This is a genomic window from Streptomyces sp. NPDC058198, from assembly GCF_042882605.1.
Classification (GTDB): domain Bacteria; phylum Actinomycetota; class Actinomycetes; order Streptomycetales; family Streptomycetaceae; genus Streptomyces.
Genome location: NZ_JBHVVP010000003.1, coordinates 706,514 through 732,731, shown reverse-complemented (window position 1 = coordinate 732,731; position 26,218 = coordinate 706,514). Strand labels below are relative to the sequence as shown.

General features: G+C 69.6%; 19 protein-coding genes. 4 read left to right on the top strand and 15 right to left on the bottom strand.

Annotated features, from left to right (window positions below; all coding sequences use genetic code 11):
- Nucleotides 1–107: 107 nt before the first annotated feature.
- The 9 genes from ACFVWW_RS15575 to ACFVWW_RS15535 all read right to left on the bottom strand — a co-directional run bounded on the left by ACFVWW_RS15575 (nucleotide 108) and on the right by ACFVWW_RS15535 (nucleotide 13,536).
- Nucleotides 108–3,191, bottom strand: coding sequence for a glycoside hydrolase family 3 N-terminal domain-containing protein (locus ACFVWW_RS15575; RefSeq protein ID WP_386878267.1), 3,084 nt, complete (start codon nucleotides 3,189–3,191; stop codon nucleotides 108–110).
- A gap of 39 nt (nucleotides 3,192–3,230) precedes the next feature.
- Complete coding sequence (locus ACFVWW_RS15570; RefSeq protein ID WP_384336750.1) at nucleotides 3,231–5,111, bottom strand: discoidin domain-containing protein; 1,881 nt, start codon at nucleotides 5,109–5,111, stop codon at nucleotides 3,231–3,233.
- 55 nt (nucleotides 5,112–5,166) lie between these two features.
- Nucleotides 5,167–6,579 carry a GH1 family beta-glucosidase gene (locus tag ACFVWW_RS15565; protein WP_384191525.1) on the bottom strand — a complete coding sequence of 471 codons (1,413 nt, stop codon included), beginning with the start codon at nucleotides 6,577–6,579 and terminating at the stop codon, nucleotides 5,167–5,169.
- A 55-nt stretch (nucleotides 6,580–6,634) separates the two neighbouring features.
- On the bottom strand, nucleotides 6,635–7,699 hold the full coding sequence (locus ACFVWW_RS15560) for an ABC transporter ATP-binding protein (protein ID WP_386878266.1): 1,065 nt from the start codon (nucleotides 7,697–7,699) through the stop codon (nucleotides 6,635–6,637).
- On the bottom strand, nucleotides 7,696–8,715 hold the full coding sequence (locus ACFVWW_RS15555) for an ABC transporter permease (RefSeq protein WP_384191531.1): 1,020 nt from the start codon (nucleotides 8,713–8,715) through the stop codon (nucleotides 7,696–7,698). Before ACFVWW_RS15555 ends, ACFVWW_RS15560 begins: the two co-directional genes overlap by 4 nt.
- Before the next feature lie 3 nt (nucleotides 8,716–8,718).
- A complete protein-coding gene (locus ACFVWW_RS15550; protein WP_384191534.1) occupies nucleotides 8,719–9,699 on the bottom strand; it encodes an ABC transporter permease in 981 nt (326 codons plus the stop codon).
- Complete coding sequence (locus tag ACFVWW_RS15545; protein ID WP_386878265.1) at nucleotides 9,696–10,796, bottom strand: ABC transporter ATP-binding protein; 1,101 nt, start codon at nucleotides 10,794–10,796, stop codon at nucleotides 9,696–9,698. The genes ACFVWW_RS15550 and ACFVWW_RS15545 overlap by 4 nt, the downstream gene beginning before the upstream one ends.
- 14 nt (nucleotides 10,797–10,810) lie before the next feature.
- Nucleotides 10,811–12,481, bottom strand: a complete 1,671-nt coding sequence (locus ACFVWW_RS15540) for an ABC transporter substrate-binding protein (RefSeq protein ID WP_384191540.1) — start codon at nucleotides 12,479–12,481, stop codon at nucleotides 10,811–10,813.
- Nucleotides 12,482–12,558: 77 nt separating this feature from the next.
- Entirely contained in the window at nucleotides 12,559–13,536 is a 978-nt protein-coding gene (locus tag ACFVWW_RS15535; protein WP_384191542.1) for a LacI family DNA-binding transcriptional regulator, read from the bottom strand.
- A gap of 295 nt (nucleotides 13,537–13,831) precedes the next feature.
- On the opposite strand from ACFVWW_RS15535, the gene ACFVWW_RS15530 reads away from it, so the two are divergent.
- Nucleotides 13,832–15,715 (top strand): ricin-type beta-trefoil lectin domain protein, encoded by a 1,884-nt coding sequence (locus tag ACFVWW_RS15530; protein WP_386878264.1) that lies wholly within the window; start codon nucleotides 13,832–13,834, stop codon nucleotides 15,713–15,715.
- 77 nt (nucleotides 15,716–15,792) lie between these two features.
- Complete coding sequence (locus tag ACFVWW_RS15525; protein WP_386878263.1) at nucleotides 15,793–16,365, top strand: hypothetical protein; 573 nt, start codon at nucleotides 15,793–15,795, stop codon at nucleotides 16,363–16,365.
- A gap of 13 nt (nucleotides 16,366–16,378) precedes the next feature.
- Here the strand turns inward: ACFVWW_RS15525 and cimA are convergent, their stop codons facing one another.
- The 3 genes from cimA to ACFVWW_RS15510 form a co-directional block, all read right to left on the bottom strand.
- Entirely contained in the window at nucleotides 16,379–17,986 is a 1,608-nt protein-coding gene (cimA, locus tag ACFVWW_RS15520; RefSeq protein WP_384336760.1) for a citramalate synthase, read from the bottom strand.
- 409 nt (nucleotides 17,987–18,395) lie between these two features.
- The gene (locus ACFVWW_RS15515) at nucleotides 18,396–19,484 is read right to left on the bottom strand and encodes a branched-chain amino acid aminotransferase (RefSeq protein ID WP_384191553.1); all 1,089 of its coding nucleotides are present in this window, start codon (nucleotides 19,482–19,484) and stop codon (nucleotides 18,396–18,398) included.
- Nucleotides 19,485–19,709: 225 nt separating this feature from the next.
- On the bottom strand, nucleotides 19,710–20,759 hold the full coding sequence (locus tag ACFVWW_RS15510; protein WP_386878262.1) for a 3-isopropylmalate dehydrogenase: 1,050 nt from the start codon (nucleotides 20,757–20,759) through the stop codon (nucleotides 19,710–19,712).
- A gap of 128 nt (nucleotides 20,760–20,887) precedes the next feature.
- Between ACFVWW_RS15510 and ACFVWW_RS15505 the strand changes: the two genes are divergently transcribed.
- Complete coding sequence (locus tag ACFVWW_RS15505) at nucleotides 20,888–22,456, top strand: purple acid phosphatase family protein (RefSeq protein WP_384191559.1); 1,569 nt, start codon at nucleotides 20,888–20,890, stop codon at nucleotides 22,454–22,456.
- Nucleotides 22,457–22,526: 70 nt separating this feature from the next.
- Here ACFVWW_RS15505 and ACFVWW_RS15500 read toward each other — a convergent pair whose 3' ends face one another.
- Entirely contained in the window at nucleotides 22,527–22,655 is a 129-nt protein-coding gene (locus tag ACFVWW_RS15500; protein ID WP_093602575.1) for a hypothetical protein, read from the bottom strand.
- A 294-nt stretch (nucleotides 22,656–22,949) separates the two neighbouring features.
- Nucleotides 22,950–23,495: a GNAT family N-acetyltransferase gene (locus ACFVWW_RS15495; protein ID WP_386878261.1), complete on the bottom strand. Its 546-nt coding sequence runs from the start codon at nucleotides 23,493–23,495 to the stop codon at nucleotides 22,950–22,952.
- A 126-nt stretch (nucleotides 23,496–23,621) separates the two neighbouring features.
- On the opposite strand from ACFVWW_RS15495, the gene ACFVWW_RS15490 reads away from it, so the two are divergent.
- Nucleotides 23,622–24,461: a DUF1206 domain-containing protein gene (locus ACFVWW_RS15490; protein WP_384191564.1), complete on the top strand. Its 840-nt coding sequence runs from the start codon at nucleotides 23,622–23,624 to the stop codon at nucleotides 24,459–24,461.
- 116 nt (nucleotides 24,462–24,577) lie between these two features.
- Here the strand turns inward: ACFVWW_RS15490 and pruA are convergent, their stop codons facing one another.
- Entirely contained in the window at nucleotides 24,578–26,209 is a 1,632-nt protein-coding gene (gene pruA, locus ACFVWW_RS15485) for an L-glutamate gamma-semialdehyde dehydrogenase (RefSeq protein WP_384191567.1), read from the bottom strand.
- Between the last annotated feature and the right edge of the window lie 9 nt (nucleotides 26,210–26,218).

Here is a 26,218-nt window from a genome sequence, read left to right as displayed (position 1 = left end):
CTACCCGAAGCAGGGCGATACCGGACATGCGAAGGGTGATGCACCTGAGCCGCCGGCTCAGGTGCATCACCCATGGGGGTCCTTCTCGCTGAGGCGAGCCGGACGGCTCAGGCCGCCCGGTAGGCCGCCGTCAGCTTGGCCACCGCACCGGTCAGATCACCGGTGAGCAGCAGATGGTCGGCGTCCGCGAAGGGCTTCGCGGAGGCTGCCGTGAGGTGCTGTCCGATCTTCTGCTGGACGAGCAGCCTGGCCTGGCCGATCAGGGCCCTGCCCTCCGGGGAGCCGCCGCGGCCCGCCTTCTCCAGCACCTTCGCCGCGAGCCCGATGGCGGCGAGGGTCAGCTGTCCGCCGCCGGGCGGCGCCTTGAGGGTCGTCAGCCCCCAGCCGTAGGGGAACTGCGGGTCGTACGACGCGTCGCCGACGTTGATCGGCAGCGAGTCGGCCGACTTCGGCCAGGTCAGCGGCAGCTGTCCGGTGAAGGGCTGCTTGCCGTAGAGGACATCGGCGACCCCGTCACCCTCGGTGCCCGGCAGCCAGGAGGCCACCAGCGCGTCGATGTCACCGAGCTGCTCGCCGATGAGCTGCGGACGGCCCGAGACGATCAGCACGGCGCACTTCATGGCCGCGCAGACCGTGTCGACCGCCTTCTTGTCCTCGGCGGACAGTTCCAGGTCATGGCCGTTGCCGACATCTCCCTGGCCCTCGGCGTACGGCTTCTCGCCGACGACGACCACACCCACGTCGTACCCCGCCGTGGCGGCCGAGGCGTCCTTGGAGTAGGTGAGGGAGGCGTCGGGAGCGGCCTTCTTCAGGCCCTCCAGGATGGTCGTCCCGGTGGTGGTCTTCCCGGAGGCGCCCTGCCAGCTGATGGACCAGCCGCCCATCTGGTTGCCGAGATCGTCGGCGTTGGACCCGGCCACGTACACCTTCTGGGAAGGCTTGAGCGGCAGGACGGAACCGTCGTTCTTCAGCAGCACCTGGGACTTGGCCGCCGCGTCGCGGGCCACCGCGCGGTGGCCCGGCGAGCCGATCTTCGACAGGTTGGTGGTGTCGGTGTACGGCTTCTCGAACAGGCCGAGCTTGAACTTCTGTTCCAGGATGCGGGAGACGGCGTCGTCGATCCGGGCCTCGCTGATCCGGCCGGCCGTCACCTCGTCCTGCAGCGTCCGGGTGAAGTCCTTGTACTTCGTCGGCACCATGATCATGTCGAGACCGGCGTTGACGGAGACGCGGACGTCACTCGCGTAGTCGCCGGGGATCTGGTCGATCGCCTGCCAGTCGCTGATGACGAAGCCCTTGAAGCCCATCCGGCCCTTCAGCACCCCGTTGATCATCTCGGCGTTGGCGTGCATCTTCACCGGACCCTCGTCGTCGCCGAGGATGTCCAGCGAGGAGTACGAGGGCATGACCGTGGCCGCGCCGCGCTTGACCGCCTCCGCGAACGGGGCGAGATGGACCGCTTCCAGCTCCTGGCGGGTGACCTTCGTGATGCCCTGGTCGATGGTGTACGAGCCGGTGGTGGACGAGCCGTACTCCGTACCGCCGTCGCCGACGTAGTGCTTGGCGCTGGTCAGCACCTTGTCGTTGCGGGACAGATCCTTGCCCGACGGGGCGCCCTGCATGCCGTTGATGACCGTCTCCATCGCGGTCACCAGGGCCGGGTCCTCGCCGAAGGCCTCGTACGTACGGCCCCAGCGCTCGTCGCGGGCGACGCACAGACAGGGAGCGAAGTCCCACGGGATACCGGTGGCGCGCACCTCATTGGCCGTCACCACGCCGGTCTTCTCGGCGACCGCGGGGTCGCGGGTCGCTCCGATACCGATGTTGTGCGGCATGATCGTCGCGCCGATGACGTTGTTGTGGCCGTGTACCCCGTCCACGCCGTAGATCAGCGGGATCTGGTAACGGGTGGCCTGCGCCCTGAGCTGGTACGCGTCGATCATCCGCGCCCAGGACTCAGGGGTGTTGGGCGTGGGGACGGAACCGCCGCCCGAGAGCAGCGAGCCGAGGTCGTACGTGGCGATGTCGCCCTGCGCCGTGAGGGCGTTGCGCTCGGCCTGGGTCATCTGGCCGGCCTTCTCGGCGGGCGACATCCGGGAGAGCAGATCCTCGACCCGCTTCTTCACCGGCAGCCGGGCGTCGAGATACGGCAGGCCGTGCGCGTCGATGACGACCTGTGGCGTCTCGGACGGTGCCTTGGCGCCGGTGACGGTGAGCTTCAGCGGAATGGTCTCCGCGCTCTCGGCGGCCTTGTCCTTGAGGGTCGGGATGTCGACCGTGCGGGAGGTGCCGGAGGGGGTTCCTGCCGGGAAGGTGACACTGCCGGATATCGGCCGGTAGTCCTTGTCCGCCTCGGCGGTGCCGCCCTCGGTGGCGTAGTCGACGGTGACCGGCTCGTCGAGGGGGACGGTCCCGGTGGTGGCGACGGAGATCTTGACCTTGGCCGTGGCGCCCTCGGCGACCGGGTGGACGGCGGCGTCCGTGACGACGCTCGCCCTCAGGGCCGGATCGGCCTTCCCGTACAGCTCCACCCCGTCGAGGGCGAACTGCCCGGGCTCGCCCGTGGGCAGGGTGAGGGCGTAGCCCCACATCTCGGTCAGCCCCAGGACCTGGTCGATGCCGCCGACCGGCTGGAAGTCGGTGCGGTACTGGAAGTCGGCGAAGGGGATCTCGACGAGCTGCCAGCCCTCCCAGTCGTCGGTGAAGGACGTGGTCCACAGCTCGGAGGCCTCGCCGTTGGCCCCGCCGTCCTTGATCTCGAAGTTGATCTTCTTGCCCGAACCCGGCGGCAGGGGCGCGGTGTTCTGGCCGTACCACCAGAAGCGGATGCCCCGGCTCGCCGACCAGTCGTGGGAGGGCTTGTCGAAGGCGAAGTCATGGCTGAAGCCGCCGTACCCGCTGATGTTGTAGCTGCCTTCGAGGACCTTGGCGCCCTCGGGTGCGTCGGCGCGGTCCTTGAGGACCAGGGCCGGCGGGTCGTCGCCGTCGCCGCCCCAGGTGAAGATCCCTTCCGCGGGCGGGCTCGCGAAGGGGACCTCTCCCTCGAAGCGGTCGACGGCCACCGGGGCCGGGTCGTCCGCCGCGGCGGACGATCCGGCCCCGGCGAGAGGCAGCAGCCCCGCCAGGACGGCGGCCGCGAGGAGCGCCGCCGTCCTGGTGCCGGGTCGCGGTCTCACACGTGTGCTGTGCATGGTGCTCCTTTTAGCGACCTGTGAACCTGTGGAACGTGGTTACTTCTGCTCGACCCTGACCCAGTCGACCTCGGCCTTGATCCCGCCCTGGGCGACCCGGTCGACGCTCGACTGCGGAAGGCCCCAGTAGGGCTGGGTGACCTTGTTCCAGCCGGCCGGATAGGCCCCGCCCAGCGCGAGGTTGAGGATCACGTACTGGTTGTGGTCGAAGACCCACTTGCCGCGGGTGGACTCCAGCTTCTGGCGGGAGGTCTCCTGCACCACCTGGTCGTCGACGGTGAACCGCATGCCCTCGGGCAGCCACTCGACGGCGTAGGTGTGCCACTGGTCGGCGCGCCCGCCGTTCGGGTAGTACTGCTGCTTGCCGATGTTGCCGTCGGCCGAGTAGCCGGGGCCGTGCAGGGCGGTGCTGGTCCAGTCCCCGTAGCCGATGTTCTCCATGATGTCCGTCTCGCCCGAGCCCGGCCAGGAGACGGACGGGTTGTCGACATCGCTGCCGAGCAGCCAGAATGCCGGCCAGAAGCCGTCGCCGACGGGGAGCTTCATCCGGCCGCTGACCTTGCCGTAGGTGAAGTCGAACTTGGTGTTGGTGTCGATGCGGCCCGAGGTGAAGTCGTACGTACCGCCGCCGGGCACGGTGGTGCAGCCCTTGCAGTACTTCGACTCCAGGACCAGGCTGCCGTTCTCCGTACGGATGTTGTTCGGCGAGTCCACATACGCCTGCGACTCGCCGTTGACGGAGCCCATCTCCGCGCCCGTGCGCACCACACGCCACTTGTTCCGGTCCAGACCGGAACCGGTGAAGTCGTCGAAGAAGGTCGTGCGGTAGGCGCCGCCCGGGTTCTTCGGCAGGGCCGGGTAGGCCGCCGCCGCGCTGCCGCCGGTTCCCCAGACCTGGAACTCGTAGAGCGAGTAGCCGAACTGGGCGGTCGACGGCGCCGGGTTGTAGAAGGAGCGGCGCTCCTTGCCCAGCATCCGCACATAGCGGCCGGTCGCCGGGGTCGGGAGGTTGATCGTGTCGCGCCGTCCTGTGGCCTCGGCCGGGGACTTGACGTCGGCGCGACGGGCCGCGACCTCGCCGGCGGAGGGCCGGTAGACGGTGCGCCAGGTGCGGTTGTCGTCGGAGACCTGGAGTTCGTAGTCGACGGCGTAGGCCGCCTCCCAGTACAGGTCGACGGCCTCGATCCGGGACTGCGCGCCCAGGTCCACGCCGACCCAGCGGTCCACGTTCCAGTCGCTCGACCAGCGGGTCTGGTCGGCCTTGAGGTCCGCGGGCCAGCCGCCGTCGGTCACATAGGCCGGTGAATTGCCCGCGTGCTGGTAGAGGTTGCCGTACGTGGGGTGGTTCAGGGCCAGGTTGCTGCGGGTGGTGGAGGCGGGCGCGGGCTCGCCTCCGTACACCTGGAAGGAGAAGAGGGAGTAGCCCCAGGCGGTGGCTCTCTGGACACCGCGCAGCCGGACGTAGCGGGCGGTCACTTCCTGGGGGTAGGTGTGCGCGTCCACGGTGCCGCCGGCGCCGTCGGTCTCGGTGTAGAAGCTCTGCCAGTTGGTGCCGTCCTTGGAGGCTTCCAGGACGTACTGCTTGCCGTAGGCGGCCTCCCATTCGAGCTTGACCTCGTTGACCCGGATGACGCTGCCCAGGTCGACCTGGATCCAGGCGGTGTCGGAGGTGTTGCTCGACCAGCGGGAGCCGCCGTTGCCGTCGAAGGCGGCGCCGGGACCGGTGTCGGCGTTCTCACTGCCGGACGCGGTGACGGCGGCCGGGTTGGCGGCGTAGGCGGCCGCGGCCCGGTCGGTGTTCCAGGCGGCCGCCGCGGCCGCGGCGGCCTTGGCGGGCTGCTGGGGTGCGCTGAAGGCGAGGGGGGCCGACAGCGCGAGCAGCGCCGCCGTGGTGGCTACGAGTGTCGTACGTGAGGGCATCGGTGCCTCCGGGTGGGGGAGTGCGGGGAAGTGGAGCGATGTCCGTACGGGGGTGTTACCGCGACGCGGGGCGGGTGAGGCGGATCGTGTCGCGGTACCACTTGGCGCTGTCCTTGAGGGTCCTGAGCTGGGTGTCGTAGTCGACACGGACGATGCCGAAGCGCTTGTCGTAGCCGTAGGCCCACTCGAAGTTGTCCATCAGCGACCAGGCGAAGTAGCCGCGTACATCGGCTCCTTGCGCCCGTGCCTCCGCGACGGCCGCGATGTGGTCGGCGAGATAGGCGGTGCGGTCGGCGTCGGGGACGGAGCCGTCGGCGGCGACGCTGTCGTCGAAGGCGGCGCCGTTCTCGGTGATGACCGTCGGGACGCCGTAGTCGCCCTGCAGGCCCAGGAGCAGGTCGGTGAGTTCGGTCGGGGTGATCTCCCAGTCCATGGCGGTACGGGGGAGGTCACGCGGGACACCGCGGGTGACGGGCAGCCCGTCGGTGTCCACCGGTGAGCCTTCTTCGGTGACTCCGGAGAAGAGGGCTCCCCGGTAGAAGTTGACCCCGAGGATGTCGAGCGGCGCCGAGATGATCTCCAGATCGCCGTCGCGTACGGGGATCTCGACGTCGCGCAGCGCCAGGTCGGCGAGTACGTCCTCGGGGTAGCGGCCGTGGACGAGCGGGTCGAGGTAGAGCCGCCGGCCCATGCCGTCGGCGCGGCGGCAGGCCTCGGCGTCCGCCTCGCTGCCGGTCTCCGGGGTGGCGGTGCCCAGATTGAGGGTGATGCCGAGTTCGAGCGGGTGGTCGCCGGCGGCCTCGCGGATGCGCCGGGAGGCGAGACCGTGGCCGAGGAGCAGGTGGTGGACGGCGTGGATGGAGTCCCCGAAGTTCTTCCTGCCGGGGGCGTGGACACCGAGGTCGTAGCCGAGCACGGCCGAGCACCAGGGCTCGTTGAGCGTGGTCCAGTGCTCGACGCGGTCGCCGAGGGCCTCGTAGGCGAGCGCCGCGTAGTCGGCGAAGCGGTACGCGGTGTCACGGGCCGGCCAGCCGCCCGCGTCCTCCAGCTCCTGCGGGAGATCCCAGTGGTAGAGCGTGATCCACGGGGTGATGTTCTTCCCGTGCAGCTCGTCGATGAGCCGCTTGTAGAAGTCCAGGCCCTTGGCGTTGGCGGGCCCGCTGCCGCCCGGCTGGATTCGCGGCCAGGCGAGCGAGAAGCGGTACGTGTCGACACCGAGCCCGGCGATCAACTCCACGTCCTCGGCCATCCGGTGATAGTGGTCGCAGGCCACATCGCCGTGCTCACCCCCCACGACAGCGCCCGGAACCCGGCAGAAGGTGTCCCAGATCGAGGGGGTCCTGCCGTCTTCGGCAGCCGCGCCCTCGATCTGGTAGGCGGAGGTGGCGACGCCCCAGCGGAAGCCCGTGGGCAGACCGGGGACCGCCACGGCGGGTCGGGCGAGGGCCTGGGGGGTGGTGGCGTTCATGGGTCTCCTGGGTCAGGGGGAACACACGGCGGTGCGCGGGGCTGGGCGGAGGTGGTCAGACGGGGTGGGCCGAGGCGGCGTCCGCGCCGGCTTCGCCGGCGCCGGGGGCGGCGTCCGGCGCCGGGTGATGCAGCCAGCAGGCCACCGAGCGGGCGGGCCCGCCGGCCGTCCCGGCCGGGACGGGAGCCAGCGCGGGGACCTGGCCCGAGCAGGGCTCGAACGCCTTGCCGCAGCGCGGATGGAACGCGCAGCCGGCCGGCATCGCGGACAGGTGCGGGGGCGAGCCGGGGATTCCGGTCAGCTCGCGCCGGGGGCCGTGCAGCGCGGGGAAGGAGTGCAGCAGTCCGTCGCTGTAGGGATGGCGCGGGTCGCGGTAGATCTCGGCCGCGCCGGCCTCCTCGACGATCCGTCCGCCGTACATGATCGCGATCCGGTCGGAGAACTCGATCAGCAGTGAGATGTCATGGGTGATGAAGACGACCGAGAAGCCCAGCTCCTCACGGAGTCTGACCAGCTGACGCAGTATCTGACGCTGCATCACCACATCGAGCGCGGTGGTCGGTTCGTCCATGATGACGATCTCCGGCTCCAGCGCGAGCGCCATGGCGATCATCACGCGCTGGCGCATTCCGCCGGAGAGCTGGTGCGGGTAGGCGACCAGCCGGTCCGTGGAGATACCGACCAGCGAGAGCAGTTCCTCGGCGCGCGCGGTGCGCTCGGCGGACCTCATCTGCGGGCGATGGGCCTTGAGCACATCGGTGAGCTGACTGTGGACCGTGTGCACGGGGTTGAGGGAGTTCATCGCGCCCTGGAAGACGATCGACAGCTCCTGCCAGCGGAACGCCCGCAGCTGCTGCGGGGTGAGCGCCAGCAGGTCCACCGGGCCCTTGTCGTACGGGTGGTAGTGGACGTCTCCCCCGGTGATCACCCCGGGCGGGGAGAGCAGCCGGGTCACGGCGTAGGCGAGGGTCGACTTGCCGGAGCCCGACTCCCCGGCGAGGCCGAGGACCTCGCCGCGGTGCAGGGTCAGATCGACGTCGCGCAGGGCTCGCACCGCGCCGCTTCCGGTGCCGTAGTCGACATTGAGCCCGCTGATGGTGAGGACGGGGCGAGAGGTCATGGGCGCGGCTCCTTGTCGTGCGTACGGCCCGCACGGCCTTCGGGGGTACGGGCCACCGGGGTGCTCGTCCGGGCCACGGGCGTGAAGCCGACCCGCATCCGGACCTTCCGGGAGGCGCCGGTGCCGGTGCGCAGCCGCGGGTTGATGAACTCGTCGATACCGAAGTTGATCAGCGAGAGGGCCGCGCCGAGCAGGGCGATACAGAGCCCCGCCGGTACGAACCACCACCACGCGCCCTGCGCCAGCGCCTGGTTGGACTGGGCCCAGAAGAGGACCGTCCCCCAGTTCCAGTTGGAGATGTCGGCGACGCCCGTGAAGGCGAGGGTGATCTCCAGCAGGATGGCGAAGATGACGGTGCCCACGAAACCCGACGCGATCACGGCGGTGAGGTTGGGCATGATCTCGAAGCAGATGATCCGCCAGGTGGGCTCGCCGGTGGCTCTGGCCGCCTCCACATAGTCGCGGCGGCGCAGGGAGAGCGTCTGGGCGCGCAGCACGCGGGCGCCCCAGGCCCAGGAGGTGAGGGCGATCACGACCGCGATCAGCATGTCCCCGGCGTCCGCGACGAAGCTCGCGATGATGATGATCAGCGGCAGGGCCGGGATGACCAGGAAGATGTTGGAGAGCGCCGAGAGCAGTTCGTCCGCGACCCCGCCCAGGAAGCCGGCGCTGACGCCGATCAGCACGGACAGGACCGTCGCGAAGACCCCGGCGACGAAGCCGACGACGAGCACGCCCCGGGTGCCGACGAGGATCTGCGAGAGCACGTCCTGACCGGTCTGGGTGGTGCCGAACCAGTGCGCAGAGGAGGGCGCCTGGAGAATGGCGTCGCTCATCTTGCCGGGGTCGTACGGCGCGATCCACGGGCCGATGACGGCGAGCAGGACGAAGAATCCGAGGATGGCGAGACCGGTGACGGTCTTCCCGCCCCGCAGGAAGCGCAGCCTGGTCCGCCTGCTGGGGGCCGGGGCTTCGGCCGCGTCGAGGACGGCGGCTTCGACAGCGGTGACGGCCATGGCTCAGGCCTCCCTTCGGGTACGCGGGTCGAGCATCAGATAGACCATGTCGGCCAGCAGATTCGCGGCGAGCACCGAGAGCGTGATGATCAGGAAGACGCCCTGCATCAGCGGATAGTCCTTGGCGCCGACGGCCTGGAAGAGCTGATAGCCGATGCCGGGATAGGAGAAGACCATCTCCACCAGCAGCGTGCCGCCGACGATGAAGCCGAGGGAGAGCGCGAAGCCCGAGATATTGGGGAGGATCGCGTTCCTGGCGGCGTACGAGAACATCACGCGCCGCTCCGAGAGCCCCTTGGCCTGCGCGACCATGACGTAGTCCTCGGAGGAGACCGTCACCATCATGTTCCGCATACCGAGGATCCAGCCGGCCACGGCGCTCAGCACGATCGTCACGCCCGGCAGCACGGCGTGGTAGAGCGCGCTGGAGAGGAACGGCACGTCGAAGGCGGGCACCAGCGCGCTGTCGTAGCCGCCGGCCGCCGGGAAGAGCGGCCACTTCACGGCGAACAGGGCGATGGCGATCAGCCCGAGCCAGAAGTACGGGATGGAGGAGATAAAGGTGGTGACGGGCAGCAGCCCGTCCAGCCAGGAGCCGCGCCGCCAGCCGCTGTAGACGCCGATACCGGTGCCGAGCAGGAAGCTGATCAGGGTGGTGGTGCCGACCAGGGCCAGGGTCCAGGGCAGCGACTGGGAGATCACCTCGCTGACCGGGGTGGGGAAGAACGTGAAGGAGAGACCGAGGTCGCCCTGGAAGAGATGCGACCAGTAGTCGGTGTACTGCTGCCAGAGCGAGCGCTGCTTGTCGAGGCCGAAGAGCGCCCGGAGGGAGTTGACCGCGTGGGTGTCCAACTGCCCCTGGAAGCGGGCGATCAGGGCCTGGACCGGGTCGCCCGGCATCAGCCTCGGGATGAGGAAGTTGATGGTGATCGCGGCCCAGGCGGTGATGGCGTAGAAGGTGAGCCGCTGGAGTAGGTACTTCACCGGGCCGCCACCTCCAGCGCGCCGGCCGGGCCGTTCTCGTACAGCCAGCAGGCTGCCCACTGGCCGCCGTCGAGCTCGAAGCGCGGCGGCAGTTCGGTGCGGCAGCGCTCCATGGCCCGGGGGCAGCGGGGATGGAAGCGGCAGCCGTCGGGCGGGGCGATGAGGGAGGGCGGCTCGCCGCCGCCGGTCTCACCCTGCTCGTCCCGCTCCTCCCGCTCGTCCTCCCCGTCCTCTTCGTCCTCCCCGGCCACGATCCGGTCGGGGTCGGGCGCGGAGGCGATCAGCAGTTGGGTGTAGGGGTGGGCGGGGCGCTGGGTGACGGTCTCGCTGTCGCCGCCCTCGACGATCCGGCCCGCGTACATCACCAGCGTCGTGTCCGCGAAATACCGCGCGGAGGCGATGTCGTGCGTGATGTAGAGGATCGCCAGGTGCAGACGCTCCTTCAGGTCGCGCAGCAGATTGAGGACGCCGAGCCGGATGGAGACATCGAGCATCGAGACGGGCTCGTCGGCCAGCAGCACCTGGGGATCGGCGCCCAGCGCGCGGGCGATGGCGACCCGCTGGCGCTGCCCGCCCGAGAGCTCGTGCGGGAACTTGTCCAGGAACTGTCCCGGCGGGGTCAGCTGGACCCGTTCCAGCAGCTCGGCCGTCTCCGCCTCGGTGGCCTGCTTGCCGTGGATCTTCAGCGAGCGGGTGAGGTGGTAGCGCACGGTGTGCACGGGGTTGAGCGAGGCGAACGGGTCCTGGAAGATCAGCTGGACCTGTCTGACGTACGAGCGGAAGGACCGGCCACGCCCGGCCTTGACCGGCTTGCCGCCGAGCCGTATCTCACCCGCGGTGAGCGGATACAGCTGCGCCAGCAGCCGGGCGACGGTGGATTTCCCCGAGCCCGACTCCCCCACCAGCGCGGTGACACTGCCGCGTCGCAGCCGCAGCGAGACATCGTCGACGGCATGGACGGTACGGCGCCGGCGGGCGAGCAGATCGCTGCCGGTGCGCTTGACGGGGAAGTGCTTGGTGACGCCGCGGGCTTCGAGCACGACGGCGCTGTCGTCGCTCGCGGGGTCTCGGGTGCTGTGGGTGTCCTGGGTGGTCATGGCCGGTCCCGTCGTCACTTGGCGGGCTTGAGGTGCAGCACGATGTCCAGCGCGTTGGGCTGGGTGGGCTGCGGCGGGCCGTACGGATCGGCCTCGGTGGGCCAGCCGACCCAGTTCTTGGTGGAGTACTCCGCTCCGATGGGGCCGGCCGCCGTCGGGATCATGGGCACGTCCTCGACCATGATCTTCTGGAGGGTGTTCATGGCCGTGGTGCGGGCGGCGTCCTCGGTGGCGTTCGCGTACTCCCTGAGCGCCTTGGTCGCGTCGGGGCTGTCGAACCGGCCGAAGTTGCCGAGCGGGGCGCTCTTGCCGATGGGCTGGATGAGCTCGCCGTCCATGATGTTCTGGTACATGTCGTACGGCGTCGGGCCGCTGTTGGTCCAGTGCAGCGTGGCGTCGAAGTTGCCGTTGGAGACATCCGCCGTCCAGGCCTCCGCGGTCTGGGTCTTGACCTTCGCCTCGATACCGAGCTGCTTGATGTTGTCCTTGATGATCGAGAGCCCGGTGATGTAGTCGTTCCAGCCGGCCGGGTCGGTGAACGTGAGCTTCACGGGCTTGCCCGAGGGGTCCTTGAGCACCCCGCCGGCGAGCGTGAAGCCCGCTTCGTCCAGGATCTTCTTCGCCCCCGCGACATCGGGCTTCGTCGTGGCGCTCTTGTACTCGGGTGCCAGGAAGGATTCACCGGCGGGCAGCGGTATGCCCGTCGGATTGGTGATCTCCGGGTAGAGGGTCGCCTGCGCCTGGACATGGATGGCGCGGCGGTCGACGACCATCGCCATGGCCTTGCGCAGCGCCTTGTTGGCGAGCGGGCCCCTGGTGGTGTTGAACCACAGGCCGTGGATGCCGAGCCCGGAGGGGAACCACAGCTTGTTGTTCTCGGGGTCCTTGTTGACGTACAGCTGCTTGTAGTTCGGCATGAAGACGAACGACCACTCGGTCTTGCCGTTCGCGAGCGCGGTGGTCTGGGCGCTGTTGTCGTTGTACGAGGTGTACCTGAGCTCCTTCACCTGCGTGGTGCCCTTCCAGTAGGAAGGCAGCGCGGTGAGGGTGGTGGTCTGCGGGGTGAACGTCTTGAGCTTGTACGGCCCCGAGCCGACCGGGGTGCGGTTGGGGAAGGTCGCCGGGTCCTTGACGGTCTCCCAGATGTGCTTGGGCACGATGAAGATGTCAAGGATCTTGTTCTGGTTGACGAACTGCGATTCCTTGAAGGTCAGGACGACCTTGTCGCCCTGCGCCTCGATGCCGCCGTACTGGATGCCGTTGCCGTTGAGCGCGGGGTACTTCTTGATCAGGTCGAAGGTGAAGGCGACGTCCTCGGCGGTGAGGGCCTTGCCGTCGGACCACTTGGCCTTCGGGTCGATCGTGAGGGTGACCTTGGTGAAGTTGGACTCCCACGTCCAGTCGGTCGCCAGCCAGGGCTTGGCCTTCTCGCTGGGCCGCACGAGGTTCGTCATCGCCAGCGGCTCGTAGATCATGCGGCGGTAGCCGAGCGAGGCGCCGGCCGAGGTGCCCAGGAACGGGTTGCTGTTGTTCGTCATCGGGCCGTTCGGCATGCCGACGGTGAGCACGCCCGAGGCGCCGCCCGCCTTCCGGTTGGCATCCGAGTTGGCCGAGGAACATCCGGCGGCGAGCGCCGCCACGACGGTGGCGGCGGCCAGCGCCCTGAGCTTGCGGTGTGCGGACATGGCGACTCCTGGAAGGGACTGCGTGGGTCGTGGGACAACTGACGTGCGCCGGGGTGCGGTGGGCGGCTGCGGAGGGGTTACGGAGCCGACTGCCGTACGACGAGTTCGGTGGGCAGCACGACGGGTTCGTCCGGCGCGGACGCCCCGCCGAGGTGCTGGAGCAGCATCCGCGCCGCCGTCTCGCCCATCTGCCGGGCGGGCTGGCGCACGGTGGTCAGTGGCGGCGCGGTGTGCCGGGACATCGGGATGTTGTCGAACCCGACCACGGCGATGTCGTCAGGGACGGTCCGCCCCGCGGCCCGCAGGGCCCGCAGCGCGCCTGCGGCGCTGATGTCGTTGTGCGCGAACACGGCGTCGAAGTCGGTCCCGTGGGCGAGGAGTTTCTCGACCGCGAGACGTCCGGACAGCTCGGTGAAGTCCCCCACCACGACTCGGTCGGTGGGCAGGACCTCACGGAAGCCCCTGAGCCGGTCGCGTACACAGCCGAAGTGCGGCGGACCCGTGATGACCAGTGGCTTGCTGCGCCCGTCGGCCAGCAGATGGCGGGCCGCGGACGCTCCCCCTTCGTGATTGGTGGTCACGACGGAGGGAAAGTCCTCGGGATGGCTGCCGCGGTCGTCGATCAGGACGACGGGCAGGCCCTTGTGGTGCAGGCCGATGATGGTGTCGAGGGTGTTCTCGGGTTCGACGACGACCAGTCCGTCGAAGGCGCGGGCCGAGACCTGGGCGGTGAAGTGCCGCACCGATTCGGCGCCGCGGTTGCAGGTGAAGAGCAACAGCCCGTAGCCGGCGGCCTCGACGGTGTCGACGACTCCCTGGAGCACCTCGCCCATCCACGGCCAGGTCAGCGAGGGCACCAGCATGCCGACCGTACGGCTGCTGCCGCGGGCCAGTCCGACGGCGCCCGAGCTGGGTACGTAGCCGAGTTGGGCGATCACCGCGCGCACCCGGGCGGCCGTACCGCCGTCGACTTCACCTTTGGTATTGATCACCCGGGACACGGTCGTCTTGCTGACGCCGGCCTCACGGGCGACATCGGCGATCGTGACTCGCATCGGGCCTCCACGTTGAGGGGTGGAACCGGTACCGCAACCGGTACCGGAACCGGTACCGGCGTTGGGCGGTGAGTTAACCGGCGCGCAACACGGTCGTCAATACTTCACGTCGAGATTGGTCCGAACCTTTGTTACGTACCAGGCCAGTAGCAGGTCAGGGGCGTTATGCCTTCAAGGTGTGAATGCGCGACCCCTTGACGGGAGTTCACAACGGCAGTTCACTCACGCCGCACGCACCAATGCGGTACCGCACCACGGCGTCACCCCCCACCTCACTGCCGAGAAGGGCAGATCTATGTCGAGATCGACTGGCACCGGGCGGCGACTGACGAGGGTTCTCCTCGCCGGCGCCCTCGCCACCGCCGGGCTCACCGGCATTTCGGCCGGTACGGCGCACGCCGCCGGCGAGCAGGTCAATATCTGGCTGACCACCACGGACGACAGCGGCGGACGCCATGTCACCCGTGGCCTCCAGCAGCAGACTCCCGTCAACTTCCAGGCGGGCAACGGCGGCAGCGGCACGAACATCAGCGTCGACGAGTCCACCCGCTATCAGACCTTCACCGGCGGCGGCGCCTCCTTCACGGACACCGCGGCCTGGCTGATGAAGGGCAGCGGGGCGCTCTCCCAGGCGACCCGTGACGACACGATGAAGAAGCTCTTCTCCCCCACCGAGGGCATCGGGCTCTCCTTCGTCCGTAATCCGATGGGCGGTTCGGACCTGGCCCGCTTCGGTTACACGTACGACGACGTGCCGGCCGGCCAGACCGACCCCACGCTGTCGAAATTCTCGATCGCGCACGATCTGCAGGATGTGCTGCCGCTGACCAAGCAGGCCAAGCAGCTCAATCCGGCCCTCACGACGATGGCCTCGCCGTGGACGGCGCCGGCCTGGATGAAGGACAACGGCCAGCTCAACGGCGGCTGGCTGAAGGCCGAGAACTACGGCGCGTACGCCAACTACTTCGTCAAGTACCTCCAAGCCTACCGGGACCAGGGCATTCCGGTCGACTATGTCTCGGCGCAGAACGAGCCGACCTGCTGCGACAGTTACCCGTCCATGAGCTGGAACGGCTCGGGTCTCGCGTACTTCACCAAGAGCGAGCTGCTGCCGAAGCTCCAGGGCGCCGGGCTGCCCACGAAGGTCCTGGCGCACGACTGGAACTGGGACACCTACGACGCGTACGCGGCCGAGACCGTGAACGACGCGGCGGTCCGCAACCACCCCAACTTCGGCGGGGTCGCCTGGCACGGCTACGGCGGCAACATCCAGAAGCAGACGGACGTCCACAACCAGTATCCGCAGATGAACGCCTTCCAGACCGAGCACTCCGGCGGTACCTGGATCGCGAATCAGCAGCGCGAGGACATGTCGAACATCATCGACTACACCCGTAACTGGGCGAAGTCGGTGACCAAGTGGTCCCTGGCGGTGGACCAGAACCGCGGTCCGCACAACGGCGGCTGCGGCACCTGCGACGGTCTGATCACGGTCCACAACGGCGACAGCCGGCACGGCCAGGTCGACTACACCATCGAGTACTACACGATGGGCCACCTCACCAAGTTCGTGAAGCCCGGCGCGGAGCGCATCTCCTCCACCGCCTCCACCACGGTCCCCAACGTGGCCTGGCGCAACACGGACGGGTCCAAGGCGCTGATCGCGTACAACGACGCGTCGGCGGCGCGGGAGCTGCGGGTCAACTGGGGCGGGCAGACCTTCAGCTACTCCCTGCCCGGCAAGACCTCGGCGACCTTCACCTGGGCCGGCACCCAGTCCGGCAACGGCTCAGGCACCACCGGCGCCTTCACGGGCCTCGGCGGCAAGTGCCTGGACGCGGCGGGCGGCACCGGCGCCAACGGCACCGCGGTCCAGCTGTACGACTGCAACAGCTCGACGGCCCAGCGCTGGACGGTCGGCACGGACTCCACGATCAAGGCGCTCGGGGCCTGCCTGGACGTGACCTCGGCGTCGACGGCGAACGGGGCGAAGGTCCAGCTGTACCAGTGCAACGGCAGCGGCGCCCAGCAATGGACGTACAACTCCGCGACCGGTGACATCGTCAACACCGCGGCGAACAAGTGCCTCGATGTGACGGACAACAGTCCCGTGAACGGGGCCCGCGCCCAGATCTGGACATGCACCGGGGCCGCCAACCAGAAGTGGCGGCTCCAGTAGTCATCGCTCTGTGACGGCTCCGTGATTCCTTGTGTGCGTCCGCCCCTCCTACGCTGTGGTGTCGGGGGGGTGGGCGCATGCGGCGGATGATCGCGGCGGTGACGGGGGCTCTGTGCGGAGCGGTACTGCTGGCTGGGTGCAGCCCGCCCAGGCTCCCGCTGGCGGCCGTCTGGCTGGACGGCGGCCGGCCCTGGGCGCTGACGCTGCCGTGCGGGGACGACCCTGTCAACGGAGTGAGTCTGGCCAGCTGGCCGGACACCGAGCAGGAGGAACCCGACCGTCCTGATGTCTCGTCCTCGCCGACGCCGACGTCCTCCGCCGACGCGCTCGCCGCGTGGAGGGCCCTGCACCCCGGCTGGACGTCGGAAAGCAGACATCCCCTGAGCCGCCGGCCGTTCCCGCTCTTCGAACCGCCCGCTTCTTTCGAGGCCGAGTGGTCGGGACCGGCGGAAAAGGCGCCGCGTCCCGGGTACCAGTACGTCCTGGAGTTCCGCTCCTACGACGACGGCTTTCTCTCCAAGGGGATGTACAGGGGCGATGTCTTCGTGACGACCGAGGAACTCGCCACGCTCAGGCCCGGCCAGGTGTGGGCGGACAGCCGGGCCATGAGCAGGGACGGGTTCCTGGAGCTGGTGGCGGACCGGTGCTGAACCGGGGGAGCCGCTACTCCACCGGCTCGACCCCGGCCCGCAGCAGTCCGTAGGTGTACGCGTCCTCCAGCGCCTGCCAGGAGGCCGCGATCACGTTCTCCGCGACGCCGACCGTGGCCCAGTCGCCGTCGCCGTCCGATGTGGTGATCAGCACCCGGGTGGTCGACTCCGTGCCGTGCCGGCCCTCCAGGATGCGGACCTTGTAGTCCACCAGCTCCAGCTTGGCCAGCTGCGGGTAGATCCGCTCCAGGCCGACCCGCATGGCCCGGTCCAGGGCGTTGACCGGACCGTTGCCCTCCGCGGTGGCGACGATGCGCTCGCCCTTGGCCCACAGCTTCACGGTGGCCTCGTTGGCGTGCGTACCGTCGGGGCGGTCCTCGACGATCGCGCGCCAGGACTCCGTACGGAAGTAGCTGCGGGGACGGCCCTCCGCCTCCTCGCGCAGCAGGAGTTCGAAGGAGGCGTCGGCCGCTTCGTAGGTGTACCCCTTGAGCTCGCGCTCCTTGACCCGGCCGACGACGCGGCCGACCAGGTCGCGGTCGTCGCCCAGGTCGATGCCCAGCTCCTTGCCCTTGAGCTCGATGGAGGCGCGGCCCGCCATGTCGGAGACCAGCATCCGCATGCTGTTGCCGACCAGCTCGGGCGAGATGTGCTGGTACAGGTCGGGGTCGACCTTGATCGCGGAGGCGTGGAGTCCGGCCTTGTGGGCGAAGGCGGAGACACCGACGTACGGCTGGTGGGTGGAGGGCGCCAGATTGACGACCTCGGCGATGGCGTGTGAGATCCGGGTCATCTCGGCGAGCGCGCCGGCGGGCAGGACACGCTTGTCGTACTTCAGCTCCAGGGCGGCGACGACCGGGAAGAGATTGGCGTTGCCGACGCGCTCGCCGTACCCGTTGGCGGTGCACTGGACATGGGTGGCGCCCGCGTCGACGGCGGCGAGCGTGTTGGCGACGGCGCAGCCGGTGTCGTCCTGGGCATGGATGCCGAGCCGGGCGCCGGTGTCGGAGAGCACAGTGGCGACGACGGCCTGGATCTGGGCGGGGAGCATGCCGCCATTGGTGTCGCAGAGGATGACCACATCGGCGCCGGCCTCGGCGGCGGCCCGTACGACGGACTTGGCGTACTCGGGGTTGGCGCGGTAGCCGTCGAAGAAGTGCTCACAGTCGACGAAGACGCGGCGGCCCTGTTCGCACAGGTAGGAGACGGTGTCGCGGATCATCGCCACGTTCTCGTCGAGCGTGGTGCGCAGCGCCAGCTCGACATGGCGGTCGTGCGACTTGGCGACCAGCGTGACCACCGGGGCGCCGGACTCGATCAGGGCTCTGACCTGCGGGTCCTCCGAGGCTTTGGCGTTCGGGCGCCGGGTGGAGCCGAAGGCGACGAGCTGGGCGTGCTGGAAGTCGATCTCCTGCTGGGCACGGGCGAAGAACTCGGTGTCCCGCGGGTTGGCCCCCGGCCAGCCGCCCTCGATGAAGCCCACACCGAAGGCGTCCAGGTACCGGGCGATGGCCAGCTTGTCGGCGACCGTCAGATTGATGCCCTCGCGCTGTGCGCCGTCGCGCAGCGTCGTGTCGAAGACATGAAAGCTGTCGTCTGTCTCCGTGGACTCAGTGGTCATGGTGTGTTGCTCCTGTCGAGTGGATGGTCTGGCTCCACTTGCCCCCGTCGCCGCGTGCGGCTCGTCTTCCGCCGGGGTGGGGCCGGAAAACGAAAAAACCCCTCGCGGGTGCGAGAGGTCTGCGCGCGGGTCTGAGGCACGATGGCCGCGCCGTACATGGTGGTACGAGGCGGTCACTGCGGACCGGCGCGCTTGCTGCCGATAATCATGGCGAACGAGAGCACGAGTCGATTTTTGCACGTCTGCCGTTCTCGGGAGGCCCTGTCTCACCATACGGTCGGGTACGGTGACGCACCGCCGCGGCCCGCCCGGCACACCGGCCACTCCATGGACATCGGACCCGAGGCCCGCGCCCCGGGGTGCCGGGGTGCGGGCCTGCGTGCGGGCCTCCGTGCTGATCGCGTGGGCGTCAGCCCAGTTCGTGCATCCAGCCGTGGATGTCCGGCGTCGTGCCCGTCTGGATGTCGAGCAGCGCCGTGCGGAGCTTCATCGTGACCTCGCCCGGCTCGCCGCCCGACTGGGTCCACTCGCCCGCCGTCGACTTGACCACGCCGACCGGGGTGATGACCGCGGCCGTGCCACAGGCGAAGACCTCGGTGAGGGTGCCGTTCTCGGTGTCGGCGCGCCAGTCCTCCTTGGAGACACGGCCCTCCTCCGAGGTGTAGCCGAGGTCACCCGCCAGCTTCAGCAGCGAGTCGCGGGTGACGCCCGCCAGGAGGGAGCCGGTCAGCTCGGGGGTGACGATGCGGTCGCCGTACACGAAGTACAGGTTCATGCCGCCCATCTCCTCGACCCAGCGGTGCTCCAGGGCGTCCAGGTAGACGACCTGTTCGCAGCCCTTCTCCGCGGCCTCGGCCTGGGCGAGCAGGGACGCCGCGTAGTTGCCGCCGGTCTTGGCGAAGCCCATGCCGCCCGGGACCGCGCGGACGTAGTTCTCCGAGAGCCAGACCGAGACCGGCCGCACCCCGCCGGGGAAGTACGCGCCGGCCGGCGAGGCGATGACCAGGAAGAGGTACTCGTTCGCCGGCCTCACGCCGAGACCGACCTCGGTCGCGATCATGAAGGGGCGAAGGTAGAGGGAGGACTCCCCGCCGTGCGCGGGCACCCACGCCTTGTCCTGCTGGACCAGCGCGTCGCACGCGGCGATGAAGGTCTCGACCGGGAGCTCGGGCATGGCGAGCCGGCGGGCCGAGAGCTGGAAGCGGCCGGCGTTGGCCTCGGGGCGGAACGTGGCGACCGAACCGTCCGGACGGCGGTACGCCTTGAGCCCCTCGAAGATCTCCTGCGCGTAGTGCAGGGTCATATTGGCCGGGTCGATCGAGAGCGGCGCGTACGGGGACAACTGCGCGTCGTGCCAGCCCCGCCCCTCCGTCCACTTGATCGTCACCATGTGATCGGTGAAGTGGCGGCCGAACCCCGGGTTCGTCAGGATCGCCTCACGCTCCGCGTCGGACAGCGGGTTCGAGGAGGGCTTGAGTTCGATCGTGGGCGTGGTCATGAATACTCGTCCTTCACCGGTTGTGTGTGACGGACCGCGCTCACGCCGCTACTGCTACTAGGACGTCCGAGCATTCCCGCATGCCGCGGCCCACGCCGATTATCGCTCGGGCGGGGACGGTGGAGGAAGCGGGGTGAATGCGGCCTATGGCTGAGGATCGCACCCGGTGGCCGCACAGCACAGCCGCCGGGTTCCAAGACCCGGCGGCTGTAAGGAGTCGACGGGTCAGCTCGCTACTCGTACGGCGAGCGCGTCGCCGATCTGGTCGGTCGTACGCGCGGTGGCCGCCGTACCGTCGCGCTCGGCGAGATCGGCCGCGACGGCCTCCTCGACCCGGACGGCCTCGGCGTCGAAACCGAGGTGCCGCAGCAGCAGGGCGACCGAGAGGACCGTGGCCGTGGGGTCGGCCTTCCCCTGGCCCGCGATGTCCGGCGCCGACCCGTGGACCGGCTCGAACATGGACGGGAACGCGCGGTCCGGGTTGATGTTCGCGGACGCGGCCAGGCCGATACCGCCGGTCACGGCGGCGGCCAGGTCGGTGAGGATGTCACCGAAGAGGTTGTCGGTGACGATCACGTCGAAGCGCTCGGGCTGGGTGACGAAGAAGATCGTCGCGGCGTCGACATGCAGATAGTCGGTGGTGACCTCGGGGTACTCCTGGCCGACGCGGTCGAAGATGTTCTTCCACAGGTGGCCCGCGTAGACGAGGACGTTGTTCTTGTGGACCAGCGTCAGCTTCTTGCGCGGACGGGCGTTGGCCCGCTCGTACGCGTCCCGGACGACCCGCTCCACGCCGTACGCCGTATTGAGGCTCACTTCCGTGGCCACCTCGGCGGGCGTACCGGTGCGCAGGGAACCCCCGTTGCCGGTGTACGGGCCTTCGGTGCCCTCGCGGACGACGACGAAGTCGATGTCGGGGCGGCCGGCCAGCGGGGTGGCCGTATTGGGGAAGAGCTTCGACGGACGCAGATTCACGTAGTGGTCGAAGGCGAAGCGCAGCGTGAGGAGCAGTCCGCGCTCCAGGACGCCGGACGGCACGGACGGGTCGCCGATCGCGCCGAGCAGAATCGCGTCATGGCCCTTGAGGGCCGCCAGCTCCGCGTCCGGGAGGGTCTCCCCGGTGCGGTGCCACCGGCTCGCGCCGAGGTCGTACTCCTTGGTCTCCAGCTTCACATCCTGCGGGAGGACGGAAGTCAGGACTTTCAGGCCCTGGGCCACGACCTCCTGGCCGATGCCGTCACCGGGAATCACTGCGAGATTGATGCTGCGAGACATAGCGGCACCCTACTCCGCGTCCCACTGCCTGACACGGCATGTCCACTCTGTGGACACGTTGCGATTCGGTCGCCGATTCGACGCCCGGGATACACACACCCGCCACCCACTGGTGCCACGTTCTAGGGATGGATACTCCCCGGGTCGGGATCCCCGGCCGACTCGCCTCCCGTATGACCATGCCGGAGCAGCACGAGTACCTGCGCGGCACGATCGGCCGACGCGGCCTGCTGCGGGCCGGTTCGGTCGCCGCCGGCACCGTGGCGGGCGCCGGACTGCTCGGTTCCAGCGCCGCCCCCGCGGGCGTCACCGCCCCGGCCTTCCTGCCCTCGTCGGCCGCGGCCAGGGTCGACGGGTCGCTGGTCGCCCCCTTCGGCAGGCATCTGGCCTTCGGCTCCGACCCGAAGACAAAGATGACGGTCTCCTGGCAGGTGCCGTTCGCGGTGCGGAACCCTTACGTCCGGGTGGGGCTGAAGCCGTGGGAGCTGAGCCGGAAGATCACGGCGGAGGTACGGCCGCTGCACACGCCGTCGCTCTCCGCCGAGCTGCCCGCGGTGGACCAGTACTACCTGCACGCCGCGCTGGAGCGGCTGCGCCCCGGCACCACGTATTACTACGGAGTGGGTCATGACGGCTTCGACCCGGCGGACGCCCGTCACTTCGCCACCCTCAGCACCTTCCGTACGGCTCCGGCCCGCGCCGAGCCGTTCGTCTTCACCGCCTTCGGCGACCAGGGCGTCTCGTACCACGCCCTCGCCAACGACCAGGTGATCCTGGGCCAGAACCCGGCCTTCCATCTGCACGCGGGTGACCTGTGCTACGCCGACAGCAGCGGTCAGGGGTCCGCGTCGGACCTCTATGACGCGCGGGTGTGGGACCAGTTCCTGGCGCAGACCGAGACCGTGGCCTCCCAGGTGCCGTGGATGGTCACCACCGGGAACCACGACATGGAGGCGTGGTACTCCCCGCACGGCTACGGCGGACAGAACGCGCGCTGGACCCTGCCGGACGGCGGCCTCGACCCCGTGAACGCGCCGGGCGTCTACTCGTTCACCTACGGCAATGTCGGGGTGGTGTCCCTGGACGCCAATGACGTCTCGCAGGAGATCCGCGCCAACACCGGCTACACCGGCGGCGCCCAGACCCGCTGGCTGGACCGCCGGCTGGGTGAGCTGCGCGCGAACGGGGGCATCGACTTCATCGTGGTGTTCTTCCACCACTGCGCCTTCTCGACGACCAGCTCGCACGCCTCCGACGGCGGCGTGCGGGACGCGTGGGTGCCCCTCTTCGACAAGCACCGCGTCGATCTGGTCGTCAACGGCCACAACCATGTGTACGAACGCACCGACGCGCTGCGCGCCGGCGAGGTCCGGCGCCGGGTGCCGGTCGGTGAGTCCGTCAGCTCGGTGCGGGACGGCATCGTGTACGTCACGGCGGGCGGCGCGGGCAAGGCGCTGTACGGCTTTCCCGTGCCGGACAGCTACGAGGGCAGGGTCGCCGACGTGGAGAGTGTGAGGTCTTACCACTGGGACACAGACGGCGCGAAGGCCCCCGAGACCGTGGAGTGGTCGCGGGTGCGCTATACCGGCTTCTCGTTCCTCGCCGTGGAGGTGACCTCCGGGCACCGCCCGGAACTGAGGGTCTCCGCGCTCGCCGAGACGGGCGAACGGGTGGACCACTTCACGGTCACCCGGTAACCACGGTCACCCGCTGACCACCGTCACGCGCCGACCACCCGGCGCACCGGGCGGCCGCGGCCGGTGCGGCTCAGTGGCCGGTCGAGCCGCCGTTGTCCCGGCGGTCGAGAGCGCGCTGGAGCGCGGCGGCGGCGTTCTTGCGGTCGGACTCGCTCGTACGAGGAGTGTGACGGACGCGGCGGACAGTCGTCTCTGCCATGATGATCGACTCCTTGAGATAGCTGAGCCACGCGGCGTGGGGCCGCATGAGGCATCTGCGAGGCGCCGGAAGGGGCGGGGGGCGTACGCCGCAGGGGTTGCCTGCTGGGGGCGTGTGCCCGCGACCGCCATTCGCTGGATGGAGCGAGGCGTTCGGCTCATTCCAAGCTAAGCGAGCGACGCCGCTCTGTCTCCACGATTACTCGGACTTCCTACTATCTGAGACGGTGATCGTTCCGACCCGCGCAGATCCGGACGGCGTGAACCGGCCAGCGGCGGCGAACCAGCAGGTCCGCTACAGCACGTCCCCGTCGCGCCAGTCGAAGACCAGCGGGCCGCCGGGCCCGGGGAGGGCCCGCCCCGCAGCCGGGCGCAGATAGGTGGAGTCGTCCTCGTCGGGCAGCCGCACCACTCCCCCGGGACTCAGCGCCTCGATCCCGCCCGGCCACAGCTGCCAGCCGCGCGCCCGGTAGAGCGGCGCGCCCTCGTCGGAGGCGGACAGCGCCCCCGCGTCGTACGCGCCGTCGATCACCCGCTCCAGCGCCGCCATGACCCGGCCGCCGACGCCCTGCCGGCGGCGATCCGCCCGTACGCCCACCGCCTCGACATAGCCGATCCGGTACGACCGGCCGTCGTGCAGCACCCGGCGCTGGATCACACTGCCGTGCGCGACGAGCGAGCCGTCCGGATCCCGTACGAAGGCGTGGACACCGCCGAGCCCGTGATCCCAGTCCTGATCGCTGAAGCCACCTTCGAAGACCTGGTCCAGCAGGGCGCGGATCTCCGCGAGAACGGCGGCGCCGAGCTCGAAGGTGTGGGCGGTACACAGGGGTTCCGTCATGCGATGCGCTCCTCCGCCGGGCCGTGGGCCGACATCCTGCCGCAGGGCCGGGCGACCGGACAGGGCCTTGGGGAACACCCGTTTTCCCGGGGCAGTCCCGGGCACCCGGGGAGCGGAGGCCAAACTATGAATACACGGACGATGTCACTCAATGGGCGAGGCACGGCGCGGCGGGCGGCGAACAGCCCGGCCATGGACGCGGCGGCCCGCTGGGGCTTCGTCGCGCGCGGGGTGATCTACCTGCTCATCGGGGTGCTCGCGCTGCAGATCGCGTTCGGCGGGGGCGGCAAACAGGCCGACCGCGGCGGCGCGCTCGCGGAGATAGCGGAGCAGCCGATGGGCTCCGTCCTGCTCTGGGTGCTGGGGATCGGGCTGGTCGGGATGGCGCTGTGGCGGCTCTCCGAAGCGCTGTTCGGCGCGGCAGGGCCGGACGGCGGGAAGAAGGGCAAGCGGCTGCTGTCGGCGGGGCGCTTCGTCTTCTACGGCTTCGTGGCCTACTCCGTGCTGGCGTTCGCCGCGGGTGACAAGGGCAGCGGCGGCGGGTCGAGCGACCAGCAGTCCCAGGACGTCACGGCCAAGGCGCTGGAACTTCCGGGCGGCCAGTGGATCGTGGGGATCGTCGGCGTGGGGATCGCGGTCGCCGGTCTGTGGGTCGGCGTCCGCGCGGTGCTGCGGAAGTACCACAAGCACCTGAAGCTGAGTCAGATGTCCCGCAGGGCAAGGCAGTTCACCGATGTGACGGGGGTCGGTGGCGGCGCGGGGCGCGGCATCCTCTTCACGGCCGTGGGCGTGTTCGTGGTCCAGGCCGCGGTCGAGTACCAGCCGGACAAGGCCAAGGGTTTCGACGACACCCTGCGCTCCTTCACCGACACCCCGGCAGGACCGTGGCTGCTGGCGGCCGTCGCGCTGGGCCTGGCGCTGTTCGGGATCTTCTCGTTCGCCATGGCCCGCTGGCGCAAGGTGTGATCCCGGCGCCTCGGCACGACACCGGCGGCTGAGCGGCGGACCGCTCCCGGGACGCGAACCGCCCCCGTACCGGCGTGGGGGCCGGCCCGGGGGCGGAGTTCCGTGGTGCGGAGCCGTCAGCCCATGTGCGGGTAGCGGTAGTCCGTCGGCGGGACCAGCGTCTCCTTGATGGCGCGGGTCAGCGTCCAGCGCATCAGGTTCTGCGGGGCGCCCGCCTTGTCGTTGGTGCCGGACGCGCGGCCGCCGCCGAAGGGCTGCTGGCCGACGACGGCACCGGTCGACTTGTCGTTGATGTAGAAGTTGCCCGCCGCGTAGCGCAGCTTCTCCATCGCGTCGGCCGCCGCGGCGCGGTCGTTGGCGATGACCGAACCGGTCAGGGCGTACGCCGAGACGGACTCCATCTGGGTCAGCACGGCCTCGTAGTCGGCGTCGTCATAGACGTGCACCGCGAGGATCGGGCCGAAGTACTCGGTCGTGAAGACCTCGCTGGCGGGGTCGGTGCAGACGATGACGGTCGGCCGGACGAAGTAGCCCACCGCGTCGTCGTACGTACCGCCCGCGACGATCGTGCAGGCCGGGTCGGCGGCGGCGCGGTCGATCGCGGCCTTGTTCTTGGCGAAGGCGCGCTCGTCGATGACGGCGCCGATGAAGTTCGTCAGATCGGTGACATCACCCATGGCGATGCCGTCGACCTCGGCCGCGAACTCCTCCTCGAACCCGTCGTTCCAGATCGAGGCGGGGATGTACGCGCGGGAGGACGCCGAGCACTTCTGGCCCTGGTACTCGAAGGAGCCGCGGGTCAGCGCCGTCTTCAGGATCGCGCGGTCGGCGCTCGGGTGGGCGACGACGAAGTCCTTGCCGCCCGTCTCGCCGACGATCCTCGGGTAGGAGCGGTACTTCTCGATGTTGCCGCCGACCGTCTTCCACAGGTGCTGGAAGGTCTTGGTCGAACCGGTGAAGTGGATACCGGCCAGCTCGGGGTGGTGCAGCGCCACCTCGGAGACGGCGATGCCGTCGCCCGTCACCAGGTTGATGACGCCCTTGGGCAGCCCCGCCTCCTCCAGCACCCGCATCAGCAGCACGGCGGCGAGGGTCTGCGTCGGGGACGGCTTCCAGACCACGACATTGCCCATGAGCGCGGGCGCGGTCGGCAGATTGCCCGCGATGGCCGTGAAGTTGAACGGCGTGATCGCGTAGACGAAGCCTTCGAGCGGGCGGTGGTCGAGACGGTTCCACACGCCGGGCGAGTTGGCCGGCGGCTGCTCGGCGAGCAGGTCGCGGGCGTACGAGACATTGAAGCGCCAGAAGTCGACGAGCTCGCACGGGGTGTCGATCTCGGCCTGCTGGACGGTCTTCGACTGGCCGAGCATGGTCGCCGCCGCCAGCGTCTCGCGCCACGGTCCCGCCAGCAGCTCGGCCGCGCGCAGGATGATCGCGGCGCGGTCGTCGAAGGCCATCGCGCGCCAGGCCGGGGCGGCGGCCAGGGCCGCGTCGACCGCGTCCCGCGCGTCCTGCTCGGTGGCGCCGGCGAACGTACCGAGGACGGCCTTGTGGTTGTGCGGCTGTACGACGTCGACACGCTCGCCGCCGCCCATCCGCTTCTCGCCGCCGATGGTCATCGGAAGGTCGACGGGGTTCTCGGCCAGCTCCTTGAGCTTGACCTCCAGACGGGCCCGCTCGGGGGAACCCGGGGCGTAGCCGCGCACCGGCTCGTTGACCGGCGTGGGAACCTGGGTCACAGCGTCCATGAGTGCCGA